The following is an 18,685-nucleotide window of genomic DNA, read 5'->3' as shown; positions in this document are numbered from 1 at the left end:
CCGCACGGATATGTGCGAGTCCGCGCGTCGCGGCCGGCCGCGTATCAGGGATGACGTCACATTTCGGAGCGTATGAGCAGCAATGCGGGCGCGCGACCGGGAACGGGACGCGGGGGGTGCCGGGGACGGGCGGGGTGCGGGGTGCGCCTACGGGAGGGAAGACGCGGGGATGGGCCGAGCAGGGGGAACGGGCACGGGGCGGGACGAGGGTCCCGGAGCCACCGAAGAAAACGCCGACAAGACCGTCGCCGGAACTGCGGGCGCCGACGCGCCGAGCAGCACCGGCCGCAGGAGGAAGTGGATCCGCCGGACCCGCCGTACCGCTCTGGCGCTCGTCCTCCTCCTGCTCCTCCCCACCCTCGCGGCGGAGATCGCCCTGCGGGTGAACTACACCGGGGACCCCGCGGACGGCACCCGCACCAGGAACCAGGACGCGATCTGGCTGGGCCACGCCTGGGTGGACGGGCGGAAGAGCGACGCGGACGTCGCCGCGCTGGCCCGCCGCCTGAAGGGCACCGGCATCCGGGACCTGTACGTCCATTCGGGGCCCCTGGAGCACGACGGCACCCTGCCGGAGTCCGACTACCCACGGGCCGCATGGCTGATCGACGCGGTCCACCGCGCGCTCCCCGGGGTGCGGGTCCAGGCCTGGCTGGGCGACAAGCTCGCCACCGAGAGCCCGGACGGCCTGCGGCTGGGGCGCGCGGCGACCCGTACCGCGATCGTCGCCTCCACCCGGCAGATCCTCGCCGCCGGCTTCGACGGCGCCCACTTCGACCTGGAACCCCTGCACTCCGGCGACCGCGACTACCTCGACCTCCTCGACCGACTCCACGAGGTCACCCGGGCCGATCACGCCCTGCTCTCCGTCGCCGCCCACCAGATCGACCCGCTCCCCGGCTTCCACTCCGTCTGGGGCACCCTCACCAACCACCCCAAGTGGTGGTCGCAGGCCTACTTCGGCCAGGTCGCCCGCCGCGTCGACCAGATCGCCGTGATGTCGTACGACACCATGCAGCCCCTGAAGAGCCTCTACGGCGGCTACGTCGCCCAGCAGACCTCGCTCGCCCTGGAGGTCACCCCCGACTCCACCGACCTCCTCATGGGCCTGCCCTTCTTCCACGAGAACCGCTTCGGCCACCGGGGTGCCGCCGAGACCGTCCCCGCCGCCGTCCGGGGCGTACGCCTGGGCCTGTCCCGCACCGACGCGGACCGCGCGAACTTCGGTGTCGCCCTGTACGTCGACTTCGCCGCGACGGAGGCGGACTGGACGGCGTACCGGGCGGGCTGGGTGCGCTGAGCCGGCGTTCAACTGCCTTACAGACACGTGCGGTTCACCGGTGGAGGTGCGATGATGCGGTGATTCGGTGAGTCCGACGGGGGTGCGCGATGGTGTTCACGGGGCTGGCCGCGGCGGTCTGGCTGGTGGCGGCGGTGATCGGAGTCGTCGCGGTGACGACCGGCTGGACGCCGCCGACGACACGAGGCAGGGTCGTACGGCCGGAGCTGTGGGGATACGGCACGCTGATCGCGGCGCTGGGCATCGGTACGGGGATGAGCATGCGCTGGTGGGCGGGCTCGCGGGGACTGGACGGCGTGGGCGGGGCGACGGCGCTCGCCCTGATCCTGCTCGGCTTCCTGCTCCAGTGGCGCGCCCAGCGCCCCGCGCACCCGCGCCACCCTACGAAGAACGCCTCCTGATCTTCGAGCCCAGCCACACCAGCGGGTCGTACTTCCGGTCGACCGCCCTTTCCTTCAGGGGGATCAGCGCGTTGTCCGTGATGTGGATGCCCTCGGGGCAGACCTCGGTGCAGCACTTGGTGATGTTGCAGTAGCCCAGGCCGTGTTCGTCCTGCGCGGTCTTCTTGCGGTCCAGGCCGGAGTCCGCCGCCGCGTCCAGCGGGTGCATGTCCAACTCCGCGACCCGCATGAGGAATCGGGGACCGGCGAACGCCGGCTTGTTCTCCTCGTGGTCACGGACCACATGGCAGGTGTCCTGGCACAGGAAGCACTCGATGCACTTGCGGAACTCCTGCGAGCGGTCGACGTCCTCCTGCATCATCCGGTACTCGCCGGGCGCGACCCCCGCGGGCGGTACGAACGCCGGAACCTCCCTGGCCTTCTGGTAGTTGAAGCCCACGTCCGTGACGAGGTCGCGGACCACCGGGAAGGCGCGCAGCGGAGTGACCGTGATCGTCTCCTCGCGGGTGAACACCGACATGCGGGTCATGCACATCAGCCGGGGCCGGCCGTTGATCTCCGCCGAGCACGAACCACACTTGCCCGCCTTGCAGTTCCACCGCACGGCGAGGTCGGAGGCCTGCGTGGCCTGGATCCGGTGAATGATGTCGAGCACCACCTCACCGTCGTTGACCTCGACCGCGAAGTCCTCCAGACCGCCGCCCTCGACGTCGCCGCGCCACACCTTGAAGCGGGCCTCGTAGCTGCTGCTCACTCGTACAGCTCCTCTTCGGCAAGGTACTTGACCAGCTCTTCCTTCTCGAAGAGGGCGAGCAGGTCGGCGCGGATGGGGTCGGTCGTCTCGCGGGTCAGGTCGATCTGGGCGGACACCGGGTCCGTCGCTCCCGAGGCGCCCGTGGGATCGGTGAGCCGGCAGATCAGGTTGACGCGGCGCCAGTCCCGGTTCATGCCGGGGTGGTCCTCGCGGGTGTGTCCGCCGCGCGACTCGGTGCGCTCCAGCGCGGCCCGGGCCACGCATTCGCTGACCAGCAGCATGTTGCGGAGGTCGAGTGCGAGGTGCCAGCCGGGGTTGAACTGGCGGTGGCCCTCCACTCCGGCGCGGCGAGCCCGTACGCGCAGGTCGGCGAGTTTCTCCAGTGCCTGTTCCATCTCGGCCTCGCGGCGGATGATGCCGACGAGGTCGTTCATGGTCTGCTGGAGTTCCTGGTGGAGGGTGTACGGGTTCTCCGATGGGCGGCCGTTCTCCTTGCCGGGTTCGGGGCCCTCGGCGGAGAAGGGGCGCAGGGCCTCCGCCGCCGCGAGGTCCACCTCGGTGTCGTCGACCGGCGGGCGGCGGTCCGCCAGGTCGGCCGCGTGGTCCGCCGCGTGCCAGCCCGCCCGGCGGCCGAACACCAGCAGGTCGGAGAGGGAGTTGCCGCCCAGCCGGTTGGAGCCGTGCATTCCGCCGGCCACCTCGCCGGCCGCGAACAGTCCCTGTACCCCGCGGGCCGCCGCTGTGTCCGAGTCGACGGCGATGCCGCCCATCACGTAGTGGCAGGTGGGGCCGACCTCCATCGGCTCCGCCGTGATGTCGACGTCGGCCAGTTCCTTGAACTGGTGGTACATGGAGGGGAGTCGGCGCCGGATCACGTCCGCCGGCATACGGGTCGACACGTCGAGGAAGACTCCGCCGTGGGGTGAGCCGCGGCCCGCCTTCACCTCGGAGTTGATGGCGCGGGCGACCTCGTCACGCGGCAGCAACTCCGGTGGCCGGCGGTTGTGGTCCGGGTCCTCGTACCAGCGGTCGCCCTCGGCCTCCGACTCGGCGTACTTCTCCTTGAAGACGTCCGGGATGTAGTCGAACATGAAGCGTTTGCCGTCGGAGTTGCGCAGGACTCCGCCGTCCCCGCGGACGGATTCCGTGACGAGGATGCCCTTCACGGACGGCGGCCAGACCATGCCCGTCGGGTGGAACTGCACGAACTCCATGTTGAGGAGGGGCGCGCCCGCCAGCAGGGCCAGCGCGTGGCCGTCGCCCGTGTACTCCCAGGAGTTGGACGTCACCTTGAAGGACTTGCCGATGCCGCCGGTCGCGATCACCACGGAGGGCGCTTCCAGGACGAGGAAGCGGCCCGTCTCGCGCTCGTAGGCGAAGACCCCGGAGACCCGGCTGCCGTCCTTCAACACCCGTGTCACGGTGCATTCCTGATAGACCTTCAGGCGGGACTCGTAGTCGCCGGTCTCCTTCTTGTCCTCCTGCTGGAGGGAGACGATCTTCTGCTGGAGCGTGCGGATCAGCTCAAGTCCCGTGCGGTCGCCGACGTGGGCGAGGCGCGGGTACTCGTGGCCGCCGAAGTTGCGCTGCGAGATCCGGCCGTCCTGGGTGCGGTCGAAGAGGGCGCCCCAGGTCTCCAACTCCCAGACGCGGTCCGGGGCTTCCTTCGCGTGCAGCTCCGACATGCGCCACTGGTTGAGGAACTTGCCGCCGCGCAGGGTGTCGCGGAAGTGGACCTGCCAGTTGTCGCCGGAGTTGACGTTGCCCATCGCCGCCGCGATGCCGCCCTCGGCCATCACCGTGTGGGCCTTGCCGAACAGCGACTTGCAGATCACCGCCGTACGGGCACCGCGTTCGCGTGCCTCGATGGCGGCCCGCAGGCCCGCGCCGCCGGCGCCGACCACGACGACGTCCCACTCCTGTCGCTCGACCACGGACATCAGAAGAACCTCGGATCGTTGAAAGCGCCGGAGGCGACCAGGTACACGTAGAAGTCCGCGAGCGCCACGCTGATCAACGACGCCCAGGCGAGCTGCATATGACGGTTGTTCAGTTTCCCGACGAACTGCCAGGCCCGGTAGCGCACGGGATGTTTCGAGAAGTGCTTGAGCTTGCCGCCGACGATGTGCCGGCAGGAGTGGCAGGAGAGGGTGTAGGCCCAGATCAGCACGATGTTGACCAGGAAGACGAGGGTGCCCAGGCCCATGTGGCCCCAGTGGTAGTGCTCGTCGCGGAAGGTCAGCACGGTGTCGTAGGTGAGCGTGCCCGCCACCAGGAGCGCCGCGTAGAAGAAGTACCGGTGGACGTTCTGGAGGATGAGGGGGAAGCGGGTCTCGCCGGAGTACTTCTTGTGCGGCTCGGCCACCGCGCAGGCCGGGGGCGATGCCCAGAAGCCGCGGTAGTAGGCCTTGCGGTAGTAGTAGCAGGTCAGGCGGAAGCCGAGCGGGAAGATCAGGATGATGATGGCTGGGGAGATGCCCCACCAGCTCCCGAAGAGGTCGGCGTTGGGGCCCGCGTGCATCGTCCGGCAGCGCTCGGCCAGACAGGGCGAGTAGAACGGCGAGACGTAGGGCGCCGAGTAGTAGTTCGAGTCCGCGAAGGCCCGCCAGGTCGAGTAGACGACGAAGGCGAGCAGTCCGGCGGCGGTGACGGCGGGGGCCAGCCACCAGCGGTCGGTCCGCAGATGTGGGGCGTCGATGGCGGCGCGCGTACCGGTGCGTACGCCGCCGCTGTTCGGATGGGGTTCCGTACCAGTGGCCAAGTCAGGACTCCGGTCGGTTCAGGGTGCGTGGCGGTGATGGGCGCCGAGTCCTTCGTCGTCCGTATCCGTCCACAGGGTGTTGTCGTAGGGGGTGTCGGAGATGGGGACGAGATCGGGGCGCCGGGGGCGCTCGATCCCTGGTGCGGCGTCGCGCAGCAGTGCGACGCTCTCGCGCAGCCGGTCGGCGTCGGCCTTGACCCTGCGCATTTCCAGGCCGCCGCTGCCGAATTGCTGTTCCAGCCGTCCCACCGACCTGAACAGGTCTTCGAGACAGCGCTGGACTGATGTCAGTTCGTCGTGCACGGACATGACGTGACCTCGCTTCCGCGGGTGTCGACCCTGGACGGCAACGTTCATGCGCCTGCGAGTGTTGCGCGCCACACCGGCCGGTGGGAAGCGGTGTGCACGGATTGGCCGGGGTGCGTTGGTGTGTACGGGGGCAGATTCGAACATTGCGCCGCACGGGTGGGCTTCCCGGCGCCCCTCGACGTGTCGTCCCGTCAGGCCGAACCGTTTCCTCTTCAGTGGCCGCATAGATCTGATCAGCTCCAAATACCACCAAAAGCGATCAGAAGCCCGCGGCTTACCGGAGGTAGCAGTGATGTCCCACGACGGCGTCGGACTGCGCGCGGTCATGCGCTCGGTCGCCTTCCTCACCGCGGGCGCGCTCGCGGTGCCCCTCCTGTCGGGGTGCGGCTCCGACGACGAGTCGGGCAAGCCGCTGGCCGCACAGGACATCGCGCCCGTCGGCCGTGACCTGGTCGCCGACGGCGGCACCCTGCGCTGGGCCGTCGACGACGTGCCCGAGACCCTCAACGCCTTCCAGTCGGACGCCGACGACGCCACCACCCGCGTCGCCCAGGCCGTGCTGCCCGCCATGTTCCGGCTCGACGCGCAGGGCCGCCCGCAGCGCGACGCCGACTACCTGGAGTCCGCGAAGGTCGTCGACACCTCGCCCAAGCAGGTCGTCCTCTACAAGCTCGCCCAGCAGGCCGTGTGGAGCGACGGCCGCGAGATCGGCGCCGCCGACTTCGCCGCCCAGTGGCGCGCCCTGTCCGGCAAGGACTCCGCGTACTGGACCGCCCGCAACGCCGGCTACGACCGCATCGAGAAGATCGAGCGCGGCGCCAACAACCTTGAGGTCAAGGTCACCTTCAGCAGGCCCTACGCCGACTGGAAGTCACTGTTCTCACCGCTGTACCCCAAGGACGTCATGGGCACCCCGGACGCCTTCAACGACGGCGCCCGCCGCAAGCTGAAGGTCACCGCCGGCGCCTTCGCGGTACAGAAGGTCGACCGCAAGGACAAGGAGATCGTCCTCGCCCGCAACCCGCACTGGTGGGGCCGGCCCGCGAAGCTCTCCCAGCTGGTGCTGACCGCCGTACCGCTGGACAAGCGGGCCGCCGCGCTCGCCGACGGCACCGTCGACCTCGCCACGGTCGACCCCGCCGACGCGAGCCGGATCGCGCTCGCGGACCGGGCCAGGGGCACCGGCACCCCGCTCCAGGGCGCGAGCGCGAGCGCCACCGGCGGCACGGAGGGCAAGGACGAGAACAAGAGCGAGAACAAGAGCGAGAACAAGGGCGAGAGCCCCAAGGAGAAGAAGCTCGGCAAGAAGGAGCGCAAGGCCCTCGCCAAGTACCTGCGCCAGCAGGACGAGTTGCGCGCCTTCACCGTCCGCCGCTCCTTCGAGCCCGCCTACACCCAGCTCGCCCTGAACGGCTCCGAGGGCCCCCTCGCCGACGAGCGCGTCCGGCGCGCGGTGGCCCGCGCGCTCGACCGGGAGGCGCTCGCCAAGATCGTCCTCACCCCGCTCGGCCTGCCCGCCGTGCCGGTCGGCAGCCACCTCGCGCTGGCCGGCCAGACCGCGTACGCCGACAACAGCGGGGCGCTCGGCGACCACGACACCACGGAGGCGCAGGCGCTGCTCACCGACGCCGGCTGGGTGGCCGGCGGACCGGTCAAGGAGAAGGGCGGGAAGGCGGCCGGCGCCGAGGGGAAGAAGAGCAAGAAGGCCGACGACGAGACCGCGTCCGAGGGCGGGTCCGACGGGCAGTACATCGTCGGCGAGGACAACAAGGACTCCCAGGACCACACCAAGAAGCACGAGCACGGCGACGAGGGCTCCAAGCACCTCGCCGACGGCAAGCAGTACGACGGCCGCAAGGTGAAGCAGGGCGGGGCGCCCGGCGCGTACGCCCCGAAGGGCACGGCCGCCCCGGCGGGCGCGCGGACCGGCACCCTTGCCAAGGACGGCAAGCCGCTCACGCTCCGCTTCGTGCTCCCCTCCGGGACCGGCTCGGAGTCGCTGAGCGCGGTCGCCGACAGCATCTCCCGGATGCTGGCGAAGGTCGGCATCCGCACCGAGATCACCAAGGTCTCCGACGACAGCTACTTCAAGGACCACATCGCGTCCGGCGAGTACGACCTCGCGCTCTACTCCTGGCCCGCGTCCGCCTTCCCCGCCACCGACGCCCGCCCGATCTTCGCCAAGCCGGTCCCGGCCGCGGACGGTTCCCTCAACGTCGAGCAGAACTACACCCGCGTCGGCACCGACCAGGTCGACCAGCTCTTCGACCAGGCCGCCTCCACCCTCGACGAGGACGAGTCCGCCGCCCTGGTCCGCAAGGCCGACGCCCGCATCTGGGCGGCGGCCGGCTCCATCCCCCTCTACCAGCGCCCCCAGCTCACCGCCGCCCGCAGGACCGTCGTCAACGCCGGCTCCTTCGGCTTCCAGACCCCGGTCTACGAGGACATGGGCTTCCTGAAGAAGGGGGCCCACCCCTCGGCGAGCCCGTCCAAGGGCTAGCATCGCGCGAACACGACGAGCACGGCCGCCGTCCCGCAGGTCATGCGGGGCGGCGGCTGTCGTACGGGGGGTGGGGTTGTGCGGGGGCGGAGCGCGGTGGTGGCCGCGATGGTGATGCTGGGCGCGGCCGGCTGCGGCGCCGTGGCCACCGACGGCGGGCGGTCCGCCGCCGGGGCCGCCACGATCTGCGCGCACGGGACCTACGCGTGGTCCGGCGTCCGGCACGTCGAGCGGCTGACCGGGCTGCCCGACAGGATCACGTACGCCGACGGCGGCTACCAGGGCGTCATCGAACCCGTCTCCGACACCGTCTACCGCCCCACCGTGACCCACCCGCCCCGGGGCGTCGGCCCCGCCCGTGTGATCAGGGCGCTGCGCGCCCACCTCGGCACGGAGGACCCGCTCGCCGGGCCGGCCGACACGGCGGGGCAGGGGGAGACGGACTTCTTCGACGAGATCGTGGGCCCCCGGCAGCCCTACTACACCTGGGAGTCGCTCGACCTGATTGAGGCCGACTTCACTTACACCTGCGGGCTGAACCCGCCCGTGCGCGGTCACGTGCGCACCTGGGACAGCTACGGCGGCGGGTTCCTGCCCTGTTCCGAGGCCTCCCGGAGTGCCGCGGGCGAGGTCGCCGCGGTCAGGCTGTGCCCCGCCGGATCGGCCGCCGCGAGGGGCGCCTGACCGCTCCCGCCGCCACCCGTAAGGCCCTGCGGAGGCCCCGTCCCCGTACGCCACGTACGATGGGGTAAGGCCGTGGCGTGTCCAGCCCGGCAGGGTCCGCGTAACACAGACGTACGCGCAGGCCTTCCTCACTCTCCGGGAGTACGCCGCAATATGGCCACGCGCCACGACATCCGCAACGTCGCCATCGTCGCCCACGTCGACCACGGGAAGACGACCCTCGTCGACGCCATGCTGAAGCAGGCCGGTGCCTTCGCCGCGCACGCCGCCGAATCGCTCGACGACCGCATGATGGACTCGAACGATCTGGAGCGTGAGAAGGGCATCACGATCCTGGCCAAGAACACGGCCGTCAAGTACCACCCGAAGGATGGCGGCGACGTCATCACCATCAACATCATCGACACCCCGGGCCACGCCGACTTCGGTGGCGAGGTCGAGCGCGGTCTGTCGATGGTGGACGCGGTGGTGCTGCTCGTCGACGCCTCCGAGGGCCCGCTGCCGCAGACCCGCTTCGTGCTGCGCAAGGCGCTCCAGCAGCGGCTGCCCGTCATCCTCTGCATCAACAAGACGGACCGCCCGGACTCCCGGATCGAAGAGGTCGTCAACGAGACCTACGACCTGTTCCTGGACCTGGACGCGGACGAGGAGCAGATCGAGTTCCCGATCGTCTACGCGTGCGCGCGCGACGGCGTGGCCTCGCTGACCAAGCCCGAGGACGGCACCGTCCCGCAGGACAGCGACAACCTGGAGCCCTTCTTCTCCACGATCCTCTCGCACGTCCCGGCCCCCCAGTACGACGAGGAGGCCCCGCTCCAGGCGCACGTCACCAACCTGGACGCGGACAACTTCCTCGGCCGTATCGCGCTGCTCCGCGTCGAGCAGGGCGAGCTGCGCAAGGGCCAGACCGTCACCTGGATCAAGCGCGACGGCACCATGTCCAACGTGCGCATCACCGAGCTGCTGATGACCGAGGCGCTCACCCGCAAGCCGGCCGAGATGGCGGGCCCCGGTGACATCTGCGCCGTGGCCGGTATCCCGGACATCATGATCGGCGAGACCCTCGCCGACACCGAGAACCCGATCGCGCTGCCGCTCATCACGGTCGACGAGCCGGCGATCTCCATGACCATCGGTACGAACACCTCGCCGCTGGTCGGCCGCGGCGGCACCGGCAAGGGCGCCCAGGCCAAGTCGGCCGTCAAGGACCGCAAGGTGACGGCCCGTCAGGTCAAGGACCGCCTGGACCGCGAGCTGATCGGCAACGTCTCGCTGCGCGTGCTCGACACCGAGCGCCCGGACGCCTGGGAGGTGCAGGGTCGCGGTGAGCTGGCGCTGGCCATCCTGGTCGAGCAGATGCGCCGCGAGGGCTTCGAGCTGACCATCGGCAAGCCGCAGGTCGTCACGCAGATCATCGACGGCAAGGTGCACGAGCCGGTCGAGCGCATGACGATCGACGTGCCCGAGGAGCACATGGGCGCGGTCACGCAGCTCATGGGTGTCCGCAAGGGCCGGATGGACAACATGTCCAACCACGGCTCCGGTTGGGTCCGCCTGGAGTTCGTCGTCCCCTCGCGCGGTCTCATCGGCTTCCGCACCGAGTTCCTGACCGGTACGCGCGGCACGGGCATCGCCCACTCCATCCACGAGGGCCACGAGCCGTGGTTCGGTGTGCTGACGACCCGTAACAACGGTTCGCTGGTCGCCGACCGCGCCGGTGCCGTCACCGCCTTCGCGATGACGAACCTCCAGGAGCGCGGTGTGCTGTTCACCGACCCCGGCACCGAGGTGTACGAGGGCATGATCGTCGGCGAGAACTCGCGCGCCGACGACATGGACGTGAACATCACCAAGGAGAAGAAGCTCACCAACATGCGCTCGGCCGCCGCCGACTCCTTCGAGGCGATCGTGCCGCCGCGCAAGCTCTCCCTGGAGCAGTCCCTGGAGTTCTGCCGCGACGACGAGTGCGTCGAGGTGACCCCGGAGGCCGTCCGCATCCGCAAGGTCGTCCTCGACCAGAAGGAGCGCGGTCGCTCGGCGAGCCGCGCCAAGCACGGCTGACGCCCGCCGCTACGGCCCAACTGAGCCCGGACGCCCGCTACTTGGGGGTGTCCGGGCTCAGTGCGTGGGTCGGGCCACGGTGACGATCTCGGGGCTCGCGGGGGTGAGCGGTCCGCGCTCCCAGTCGCCGTACTGCTCGGCGACCGTCAGCCCGGCCCCGGCGAGGAACCCCGACAGGGCGGCGGGGTCCAGGAAGCGCAGGGTCGACCGGCTGACCTGGGGACGGGCCCAGCGCCCGCCCGCGAAGGTCTCGGTGAACGTCACCCGGTCCGCCCCGGCCGACACCGTCTCGACCTCGTGCCACACCCGTACGACACCGCCGTCCGGGTCGGTGAGCCGGCGCACCCGGTCGGGCGTCCAGGTCTCCCAGGCGCGGGCCGCCGGGTTGCGGGTCTCGAACACGAACCGTCCGCCGGGCGCGAGCGCCTCCCGTACGGCCCGCAGCGCCACGCGCAACTCCTCGTCCCGGACCAGGACTTGGAAGGCGTGCCCGGTCATCACCACGAGATCGAACGCGCCGTGCCAGGCCGTGGTCCGCAGCTCGCCGAGCACCCACTCGACACCGGGCTCGCGCCGACGGGCCTGAACGAGCATGGCGGCGGCGGGATCGACTCCCGTCAACCGCCCGCCGTGTCCCTTGGCGCGGGCCCGGTGCAGCAACGTCCCGGTACCGCAGCCGACATCGAGCACGGCCCGCGCGGACATCACCAGGTCCAGGCAGAAGTCGTCGCCCGGACCCCATGGATTGAGGCCGTCGTACAACGCGGCGAGGGACATGTCCCCGAATGACCGATCCACCACGGATTCAGCCTGTCACATCCGGCGAAACCGCACGGCGGGAGAACCCGCATTCTTGACGGGTTCTCAACTGCGGAGGAGGGCCCGATAAAGGGTTATCCCTCGTCCTGGTCAGGAATCCGTACAGGCCGACCGATCCGCACTACTCTTCCGTTGGCGTGATCCTGTCCATGCCCTGTCCGCTGCCGTTGAAGGCCCCGGACCTGCGGGCGTGTCGACTGCACAGCGGTCGCTGAACCGCAACTGGATTTTCACGCGCTCCGCGTTCGGCATGCGGACATTCAAGCCCGATAAATATGTAACAAGTCCGTTTCGCAGGGATCTTTCACCAAACCCTTTGTCCGGATTTTGGAAGATGTACGCGCGAGGTGTGATCGAACCGAGACCTTGTGAATGTGGCTCGGTCACCCGTCATGGCAGATAGTTAGGCGCGTAGAGCTCGGATCACGGGTCACTCGCTGTTGGCGGCGACTCATCGAGCGCGGGGAGCACTTGACCTTTTCAGGCACCGGTGACGGTGATGTGTCATGCGCTCTCCCAGGTGATGAACCATTGGACTCATGAGGAGGAGCCCCCATGCGTGGTGCCAAGAGCGCCAAGTGGGTTGCGATAGCCGCAGTTGTGGCGTTGGGCGCAACGGCCTGTGGCGGCGGCGGTGACGACAACAGCTCCGGCGGCAGCAAGGGCAACGGCGTCATCTCGGTGGAGATCGGCGAGCCGCAGAACAGCCTGGTTCCGAGCAACACGTACGAGACCGAGGGCGGACAGGTCATCAACGCCCTGTTCACCGGGCTGACCAGGCTTGACGCCGACAACAAGGTCGTCAACGCCATGGCCGAGTCGATCGAGTCCAAGGACAACAAGGTTTGGACGATCAAGCTCAAGTCCGGCTACACCTTCCACAACGGCGAGAAGGTGACCGCCCAGTCCTTCGCCGACGCGTGGAACTACGGCGCGAACCAGACCAACGCCCAGCAGACCAACCCGCTGTTCAGCCACATCGCCGGCTACGCGGACCTCAACCCGGGTGAGGGCAAGACGCCCAAGACCGACAAGCTGTCCGGTCTCAAGGTGGTCGACGACAGCACGCTCCAGGTCACCCTGGACGGCGCGTTCTCGGCCTTCCCCTCGCAGCTCTCCTTCACCGCGTTCGTGCCCCTGCCCAAGGTGTTCTTCAAGGACCCGAAGGGCTTCGGCGAGGCTCCGATCGGCAACGGGCCCTTCGAGATGAAGGGCAAGTTCAAGCACAACCAAGAGATCGACACCACGAAGTACGCCAAGTACCCGGACGCCTCGAAGATCGAGGTCAAGGGTGTCAACTTCAAGATCTACTCGAACGTCGACACCGCGTACAAGGACCTCGTCGCCGGCAACCTCGACAGCCTGCTGACGATCCCGACCTCGGGCCTGCCGACGTACCACAAGGACCTGGACGGCCGTTACATCGACGAGGCCGACTCGGCCGTCGGTTACATCGGCTTCCCGATCAAGTACAACAAGGCCTTCCAGAACGCGGACCTCCGCAAGGCCATCTCGATGTCGATCGACCGCGCGACGATCTCGTCGAAGATCTTCCTCGGCGCCCGTACGCCCGCGGACGACTACATCAGCCCCATCATCGACGGCTACCGCAAGGGCGCCTGTGGTGAGGCCTGCACGTACAACCCGACCAAGGCCAAGGAGCTCTACAAGCAGAGCGGTGGTCTGCCGGGCAACACGCTGGAGATCGGCTACAACGCGGACGGCGGCCACAAGGAGTGGGTCGAGGCCGTCTCGAACCAGATCCAGCAGGCCCTCGGCATCAAGGTGACGGCCAAGCCGTTCGAGCAGTTCCAGACCATCCTGAACGACCTGGACGCCAAGAAGTACCAGGGCGCGTTCCGCATGGCGTGGAGCATGGACTACCCGGACATGGAGGACTACCTCCGTCCGATCTTCTCGAAGGACGCCATCGCCAACGGCTCCAACTACTCGGGCTACACGAACGAGACGTTCGAGAAGCTGCTCGTCGAGGGCGACCAGGCCCCGACGCACGAGGACGCCATCAAGAAGTACCAGGCCGCGGACGACGTCCTGCTCAAGGACCTGCCGTACATCCCGGTGTACTTCTACACGCTGAACGCCGGCTACAGCGACAAGATCAAGTCGATGAAGATCGCCGGTCACCAGATCCTGTGGGACACGGTCAAGCTCAGCTGAACCGGTTCTGAGCAGTTCTGACACAGCAGTACGGGGTGAGCAGGGGGAGGAATAGCCTTCCCCTGCTCACCTCTGCTGCCGTCTACCGTCCGACCGTGCCCTCCCCCCGGCCGCGGTCGGGTCGAGCACCCCCCTCTGGAGCACCCATGGGCCGATACGTCGCGCGCCGCCTCCTACAGGTGATCCCTGTGGTCATAGGCGTCACGTTCATCATTTTCTGCCTGGTCTTCGCTCTGCCCGGCGATCCGATCCAGGCCCTGGCCGGCGACAAGCGCGCCGACCCCAACATCGCGGCGATCCTGCGCGCGCACTACCACCTCAACGAGCCGCTGTACCAGCAGTACTGGCACTACATCAGCGGTGTGCTCACCGGTGACCTCGGTGAGACCTACAACGGGCGGGCCATCTCCGACATCGTCTCCGAGCGGTTCCCCGTCACGGTGAAGCTGGGCCTGACGTCCTTCGCTCTCGAAGCCGTGATCGGGATCATCGCCGGTATCTTCTCCGCCCTGAAGAAGGGCAAGTTCATCGACAACGTCGTGCTGGTCTCGACGCTGGTCCTGATCTCGATCCCGGTCTTCGTGCTCGGCTCCGTGCTACAGCTGGAGTTCGGTGTGAACCTCAAGATCACACCGGTCGCCGGCATCGAGCACGGCTGGCCGCAGAGCTACATCCTCCCGGCCGTCGTGCTCGCCTCGACGTCGATGGCGTACATCGCCCGACTCGTCCGCACGAGCATGATGGAGTCGGTCCGTGCCGACTACGTCCGTACGGCGATAGCCAAGGGCCTGCCCACGCGGCGGGTCATCGGCGTGCACGCCATGCGCAACTCCCTGATCCCGGTCGTCACCTTCCTTGGCTTCGACCTGGGCGCTCTCATGGGCGGCGCCATCATCACCGAGCGCGTGTTCAACATGCCCGGCATCGGCGGCCAGTTGGCCCAGTCCGTCTATCTGCGCGAGCGGCCCGTCGTGGTCGGTCTGGTGACCCTCCTGGTACTGATCTACCTGGTCGCCAACCTCCTCGTAGACCTGCTGTACGCCGTGCTCGACCCGAGGATCCGTTATGAGTGAGAAGACGATAGAAAGGCCCACCACCGACGAGGCCGCCATCGCCAAGGAGATCGAGGCGGAGGAGAAGGCGGCGGCCCGGCAGGCGAGCCTGCTCAGGGACGGCTGGGCGGATCTGCGCAAGCGGCCCCTGTTCATCGTGACCTCGTTGATCATCCTGCTGCTGCTCGCGCTGGCCGTCGCGCCCAGCCTGTTCACGGCGCGCTCCCCGTTCTCCGACGGCTTCTGCCAGTTGCAGAACTCGATGAACGGGCCCTCCTCCGGGCACCTCTTCGGCTACGACGTACAGGGCTGCGACATCTACACGCGGACCGTCTACGGCGCCCGCAACTCGGTCGTCGTCGGTGTCGTGACCACCACCGTCACCACGCTGATCGGTGGTCTGGTGGGCATGCTCGCCGGTCTCATCGGCGGCTGGGCCGACGCGCTGCTGTCCCGGGTCACCGAGGTGTTCGCGGGTCTGCCGCTGATCATCGGCGGTCTGCTGATCATGTCGATCTGGGGCGGCGGCGACGTCTGGTCGGTGTCGTTCATCATGGCGATCCTCGGCTGGCCGCAGGTCTTCCGGATCATGCGCGGCGAGGTCATCGCCAACAAGTACAACGACTACGTGACGGCCGCGCGGGCACTGGGCGCGGGATCGTGGCGCATCGCGTTCCGGCACATCCTGCCGAACACGCTCGCCCCCGTCATCGTCATCACCACCATGAACCTCGGTGTGTACATCAGCGCCGAGGCCGCACTGTCCTACCTGGGCATCGGCATCCAGTACCCCAACATCTCCTGGGGCGTGATGATCAGTGACGCCCAGGACAGGTTCCTGACCTCGCCGCACGCGCTGATGTTCCCGGCCGGTGCCCTGAGCATCACGGTCCTGGCCTTCATCATGCTCGGCGACGTGGTGCGCGACGCCTTCGATCCCAAGATGCGCTGAGGGAGGCGTACGTGACCATCATCGACCCGACGGACGCCGTTCCGGCCCAGCGCCCCGGCGACCACGACAAGACCGGCCCACTGCTCGAAGTGCGCGATCTGCACGTCGAGTTCAAGACCCGCGAGGGTGTGGTCAAGGCCGTCAACGGTGTCAACTACACCGTCGACTCCGGAGAGACGCTCGCCGTGCTCGGCGAGTCCGGCTCCGGCAAGTCCGTGACCGCGCAGGCGATCATGGGCATCCTGGACATGCCGCCGGCCCGGATCCCGCAGGGGGAGATCCGCTTCTACGGCCAGGACATGCTGACCATGGGCGCGGAGGAGCGGCGCAAGCTGCGCGGCGCCCGGATCGCGATGATCTTCCAGGACGCGCTCTCCTCGCTCAACCCCGTGCTCAGCGTGGGCTTCCAGCTCGGCGAGATGTTCCGGGTGCACCAGGGAATGTCCCGCAAGGACGCCAAGGCCAAGTCCATCGAGCTGATGGACCGGGTGAAGATCCCGGCCGCCGCGGCGCGGGTGAACGACTACCCGCACCAGTTCTCCGGCGGTATGCGCCAGCGCATCATGATCGCGATGGCGCTCGCCCTGGAGCCGGACCTGATCATCGCCGACGAGCCGACCACGGCCCTCGACGTGACGGTGCAGGCCCAGGTCATGGACCTGCTCGCGGAGTTGCAGCGCGAGTACCGGATGGGGCTCATCCTCATCACCCACGACCTCGGTGTGGTCGCGGACGTCGCCGACAAGATCGCGGTGATGTACGCGGGCCGCATCGTGGAGACGGCACCGGTGCACGAGCTGTACAAGCGCCCGGCGCACCCCTACACCCGGGGTCTGCTGGACTCCATCCCGCGCCTGGACCAGAAGGGCCAGGAGCTCTACGCGATCCAGGGCCTGCCGCCCAACCTGCTGAAGGTGCCCCAGGGTTGTGCCTTCAACCCGCGCTGCGACAAGGCGCAGGACATCTGCCGTACGGAGTTCCCGCCGCTGGTCCCGGTGACCGAGGCGGACGGTACGGAACTGCCCGGCCGCGCCAGCGCGTGCCACTTCTGGAAGGAGACGATCCATGGCTGACCCGGCCAAGGCCGACGGGCCCCAGGACGCGACGCCCCACGTCTCCGAGGTCGAGGTGGCGCAGGTGCACTCGGAGGAGGAGGCGGTCGCCGCTCTCGACGCGAACGTCGAGCGGGGCGAACCGATCCTTCAGGTGCGCAACCTCGTCAAGCACTTCCCGCTCACTCAGGGGATCGTGATAAAACGCCAGATCGGCGCGGTGAAGGCCGTCGACGGTGTCTCCTTCGACCTGCACCAGGGCGAGACCCTGGGCATCGTGGGCGAGTCCGGCTGCGGCAAGTCGACGGTCGCCAAGCTCCTGATGAGCCTGGAGACGGCGACGGCGGGCGAGGTCTTCTACAAGGGCCAGGACATCACCCGGCTGTCCGGCAGGGCCCTCAAGGCCGTCCGCCGGAACATCCAGATGATCTTCCAGGACCCGTACACCTCGCTCAACCCCCGTATGACGGTGGGCGACATCATCGGCGAGCCCTTCGACATCCACCCCGAGGTGGCACCGAAAGGTGACCGTCGCCGCAAGGTGATGGACCTCCTGGACGTCGTGGGTCTCAACCCGGAGTACATCAACCGCTACCCGCACCAGTTCTCGGGCGGCCAGCGCCAGCGCATCGGCATCGCCCGCGGCCTCGCGCTCAACCCCGAGGTCATCATCTGCGACGAGCCGGTCTCCGCGCTCGACGTGTCGGTGCAGGCACAGGTCATCAACCTGATGGCGCGACTCCAGGACGAGTTCAACCTGTCCTACATCTTCATCGCGCACGACCTGTCCATCGTCCGGCACATCTCGGACCGGGTGGGCGTGATGTACCTCGGCAGGATGGCCGAGATCGGCACCGACGAGCAGATCTACGAGTACCCGACGCACCCCTACACCCAGGCGCTGCTGTCGGCCGTACCCGTGCCGGACCCGGAGGCCCGCGAGCACCGCGACCGGATCATCCTCACCGGTGACGTGCCCTCCCCGGCCAACCCGCCGTCCGGCTGCCGCTTCCGCACCCGTTGCTGGAAGGCCCAGGACAAGTGCGCCCAGGAGGAGCCCCTGCTGGCGATCCCGGAGCGCTTCAAGGGCTCCGACACTCCGGCGGCCCACGACTCGGCGTGCCACTTCGCCGAGGTCAAGGACGTGGTGCACGCGGCCTGAGCCGTCCGCGGTGTGTCTCGCGGGGGCGCCGGGAACCAGCTTGGTTCCCGGCGCCCCCGTCGTCGTACCCCCACCGGTGCGGGCCCCGCCCGCTCGGCGGCGACACCGCCTAGGGACGGAGCGAGCCGACGAACTGGTCGAGCCGGGCGACGACCTGCCGCAGTACGTCGACGGATCCCGTGGCGTCGCCCGCGAGTTCCAGCGAGTGGTCCGCCGAGGGAACCTCCAGGACGCCGTGGCGCAGGGACTCGGCGACCCGCGCATCCCACTGCGGGTCCGCGCTCCCGCCGACGAGCAGCGTCGGCGCTTCGGCCCGCCGAAGGGAACGGGCCACATGGCCGACGGTCAGGAGCGGGGTGAGCCACGCCGCCGCGATGTCCCGATCCGCCGCGAGACCGCAGGCGAGTGAGCCCAGGGACTTGCCGACGAGCAGGCGACAGGCCCCCGCCTCGGCGTCCACGGCCCGGGTGACCTGCCGCTCCACCCAGGAGATCCGGTCGTCCACGGTGAACCGCGAGAAGTCGTCCGGGACCCGCCACCACAGCTCCTGGACCGTCCACCCGTGCTGGATCAGCACCTCACGAGCGAAGTGCAGCAGCGGTCTGGCGGGCGAGTACCCGACGCCCGGAACGACGACAGCGACCCGGTCGGGCGCCCCGTCGAAGCGGGTGGGGGCGGTGAAGGGGGAGGGATCAGACAT

The 18,685-nt window shown here is 68.8% G+C and carries 16 protein-coding genes; 10 read left to right on the top strand and 6 right to left on the bottom strand.

Features of this window, described 5'->3' with window-relative positions:
• Window positions 1-169: 169 nt before the first annotated feature.
• Window positions 170-1,300, top strand: a complete 1,131-nt coding sequence (locus ACIQPR_RS01820) for a hypothetical protein (protein ID WP_403640365.1) — start codon at window positions 170-172, stop codon at window positions 1,298-1,300.
• Window positions 1,301-1,389: 89 nt separating this feature from the next.
• Window positions 1,390-1,701 carry a hypothetical protein gene (locus tag ACIQPR_RS01815; RefSeq protein WP_403640363.1) on the top strand — a complete coding sequence of 104 codons (312 nt, stop codon included), beginning with the start codon at window positions 1,390-1,392 and terminating at the stop codon, window positions 1,699-1,701.
• Here the strand turns inward: ACIQPR_RS01815 and ACIQPR_RS01810 are convergent.
• The 4 genes from ACIQPR_RS01810 to ACIQPR_RS01795 are packed head-to-tail and all read right to left on the bottom strand — an operon-like array spanning window position 1,682 to window position 5,525.
• Entirely contained in the window at window positions 1,682-2,455 is a 774-nt protein-coding gene (locus ACIQPR_RS01810) for a succinate dehydrogenase/fumarate reductase iron-sulfur subunit (protein WP_403640361.1), read from the bottom strand. The genes ACIQPR_RS01815 and ACIQPR_RS01810 overlap by 20 nt on opposite strands.
• Window positions 2,452-4,395, bottom strand: a complete 1,944-nt coding sequence (locus ACIQPR_RS01805; protein WP_403640359.1) for a fumarate reductase/succinate dehydrogenase flavoprotein subunit — start codon at window positions 4,393-4,395, stop codon at window positions 2,452-2,454. Before ACIQPR_RS01805 ends, ACIQPR_RS01810 begins: the two co-directional genes overlap by 4 nt.
• Entirely contained in the window at window positions 4,395-5,216 is an 822-nt protein-coding gene (locus ACIQPR_RS01800) for a hypothetical protein (protein WP_403640356.1), read from the bottom strand. The genes ACIQPR_RS01805 and ACIQPR_RS01800 overlap by 1 nt, the downstream gene beginning before the upstream one ends.
• Window positions 5,217-5,234: 18 nt before the next feature.
• On the bottom strand, window positions 5,235-5,525 hold the full coding sequence (locus tag ACIQPR_RS01795) for a hypothetical protein (protein WP_318018641.1): 291 nt from the start codon (window positions 5,523-5,525) through the stop codon (window positions 5,235-5,237).
• A 292-nt stretch (window positions 5,526-5,817) separates the two neighbouring features.
• Between ACIQPR_RS01795 and ACIQPR_RS01790 the strand changes: the two genes are divergently transcribed.
• From ACIQPR_RS01790 to typA, 3 genes are all read left to right on the top strand, one after another.
• Window positions 5,818-8,025 carry an ABC transporter family substrate-binding protein gene (locus ACIQPR_RS01790; protein ID WP_403640353.1) on the top strand — a complete coding sequence of 736 codons (2,208 nt, stop codon included), beginning with the start codon at window positions 5,818-5,820 and terminating at the stop codon, window positions 8,023-8,025.
• A gap of 108 nt (window positions 8,026-8,133) precedes the next feature.
• Window positions 8,134-8,709 carry a hypothetical protein gene (locus tag ACIQPR_RS01785; RefSeq protein WP_403642823.1) on the top strand — a complete coding sequence of 192 codons (576 nt, stop codon included), beginning with the start codon at window positions 8,134-8,136 and terminating at the stop codon, window positions 8,707-8,709.
• Between the two features lie 153 nt (window positions 8,710-8,862).
• A complete protein-coding gene (gene typA, locus ACIQPR_RS01780; RefSeq protein ID WP_403640350.1) occupies window positions 8,863-10,770 on the top strand; it encodes a translational GTPase TypA in 1,908 nt (635 codons plus the stop codon).
• A 57-nt stretch (window positions 10,771-10,827) separates the two neighbouring features.
• Here typA and ACIQPR_RS01775 read toward each other — a convergent pair whose 3' ends face one another.
• The gene (locus ACIQPR_RS01775) at window positions 10,828-11,571 is read right to left on the bottom strand and encodes a class I SAM-dependent methyltransferase (protein ID WP_403640347.1); all 744 of its coding nucleotides are present in this window, start codon (window positions 11,569-11,571) and stop codon (window positions 10,828-10,830) included.
• Window positions 11,572-12,144: 573 nt separating this feature from the next.
• On the opposite strand from ACIQPR_RS01775, the gene ACIQPR_RS01770 reads away from it, so the two are divergent.
• The 5 genes from ACIQPR_RS01770 (at window position 12,145) to ACIQPR_RS01750 (ending at window position 17,985) form a co-directional block, all read left to right on the top strand.
• Window positions 12,145-13,767: an ABC transporter substrate-binding protein gene (locus ACIQPR_RS01770; protein WP_403640344.1), complete on the top strand. Its 1,623-nt coding sequence runs from the start codon at window positions 12,145-12,147 to the stop codon at window positions 13,765-13,767.
• Between the two features lie 146 nt (window positions 13,768-13,913).
• A complete protein-coding gene (locus ACIQPR_RS01765) occupies window positions 13,914-14,840 on the top strand; it encodes an ABC transporter permease (RefSeq protein WP_403640341.1) in 927 nt (308 codons plus the stop codon).
• Complete coding sequence (locus tag ACIQPR_RS01760; RefSeq protein ID WP_403640339.1) at window positions 14,833-15,771, top strand: ABC transporter permease; 939 nt, start codon at window positions 14,833-14,835, stop codon at window positions 15,769-15,771. Before ACIQPR_RS01765 ends, ACIQPR_RS01760 begins: the two co-directional genes overlap by 8 nt.
• A gap of 11 nt (window positions 15,772-15,782) precedes the next feature.
• Entirely contained in the window at window positions 15,783-16,844 is a 1,062-nt protein-coding gene (locus ACIQPR_RS01755) for an ABC transporter ATP-binding protein (RefSeq protein ID WP_403640336.1), read from the top strand.
• Entirely contained in the window at window positions 16,837-17,985 is a 1,149-nt protein-coding gene (locus ACIQPR_RS01750) for an ABC transporter ATP-binding protein (protein ID WP_403640333.1), read from the top strand. Before ACIQPR_RS01755 ends, ACIQPR_RS01750 begins: the two co-directional genes overlap by 8 nt.
• A gap of 109 nt (window positions 17,986-18,094) precedes the next feature.
• Here the strand turns inward: ACIQPR_RS01750 and ACIQPR_RS01745 are convergent, their stop codons facing one another.
• Window positions 18,095-18,685: an alpha/beta hydrolase gene (locus ACIQPR_RS01745; protein ID WP_403640330.1), complete on the bottom strand. Its 591-nt coding sequence runs from the start codon at window positions 18,683-18,685 to the stop codon at window positions 18,095-18,097.

Source organism: Streptomyces sp. NPDC091280 (assembly GCF_044768565.1).
GTDB lineage: Bacteria > Actinomycetota > Actinomycetes > Streptomycetales > Streptomycetaceae > Streptomyces.
The sequence above is the reverse complement of the archived record's forward strand: the minus strand, read 5'-3'. Positions and strand labels throughout refer to the sequence as shown.

Coding starts and splice junctions, on each gene's coding strand:
- ACIQPR_RS01820 (WP_403640365.1), top strand. CDS start 170: ATGGGCCGAGCAGGGGGAACGGGCACGGGGCGGGACGAGGGTCCCGGA.
- ACIQPR_RS01815 (WP_403640363.1), top strand. CDS start 1,390: ATGGTGTTCACGGGGCTGGCCGCGGCGGTCTGGCTGGTGGCGGCGGTG.
- ACIQPR_RS01805 (WP_403640359.1), bottom strand. CDS start 4,395: ATGTCCGTGGTCGAGCGACAGGAGTGGGACGTCGTCGTGGTCGGCGCC.
- ACIQPR_RS01795 (WP_318018641.1), bottom strand. CDS start 5,525: ATGTCCGTGCACGACGAACTGACATCAGTCCAGCGCTGTCTCGAAGAC.
- ACIQPR_RS01790 (WP_403640353.1), top strand. CDS start 5,818: ATGTCCCACGACGGCGTCGGACTGCGCGCGGTCATGCGCTCGGTCGCC.
- ACIQPR_RS01785 (WP_403642823.1), top strand. CDS start 8,134: ATGGTGATGCTGGGCGCGGCCGGCTGCGGCGCCGTGGCCACCGACGGC.
- typA (WP_403640350.1), top strand. CDS start 8,863: ATGGCCACGCGCCACGACATCCGCAACGTCGCCATCGTCGCCCACGTC.
- ACIQPR_RS01770 (WP_403640344.1), top strand. CDS start 12,145: ATGCGTGGTGCCAAGAGCGCCAAGTGGGTTGCGATAGCCGCAGTTGTG.
- ACIQPR_RS01765 (WP_403640341.1), top strand. CDS start 13,914: ATGGGCCGATACGTCGCGCGCCGCCTCCTACAGGTGATCCCTGTGGTC.
- ACIQPR_RS01760 (WP_403640339.1), top strand. CDS start 14,833: ATGAGTGAGAAGACGATAGAAAGGCCCACCACCGACGAGGCCGCCATC.
- ACIQPR_RS01750 (WP_403640333.1), top strand. CDS start 16,837: ATGGCTGACCCGGCCAAGGCCGACGGGCCCCAGGACGCGACGCCCCAC.
- ACIQPR_RS01745 (WP_403640330.1), bottom strand. CDS start 18,685: ATGTCTGATCCCTCCCCCTTCACCGCCCCCACCCGCTTCGACGGGGCG.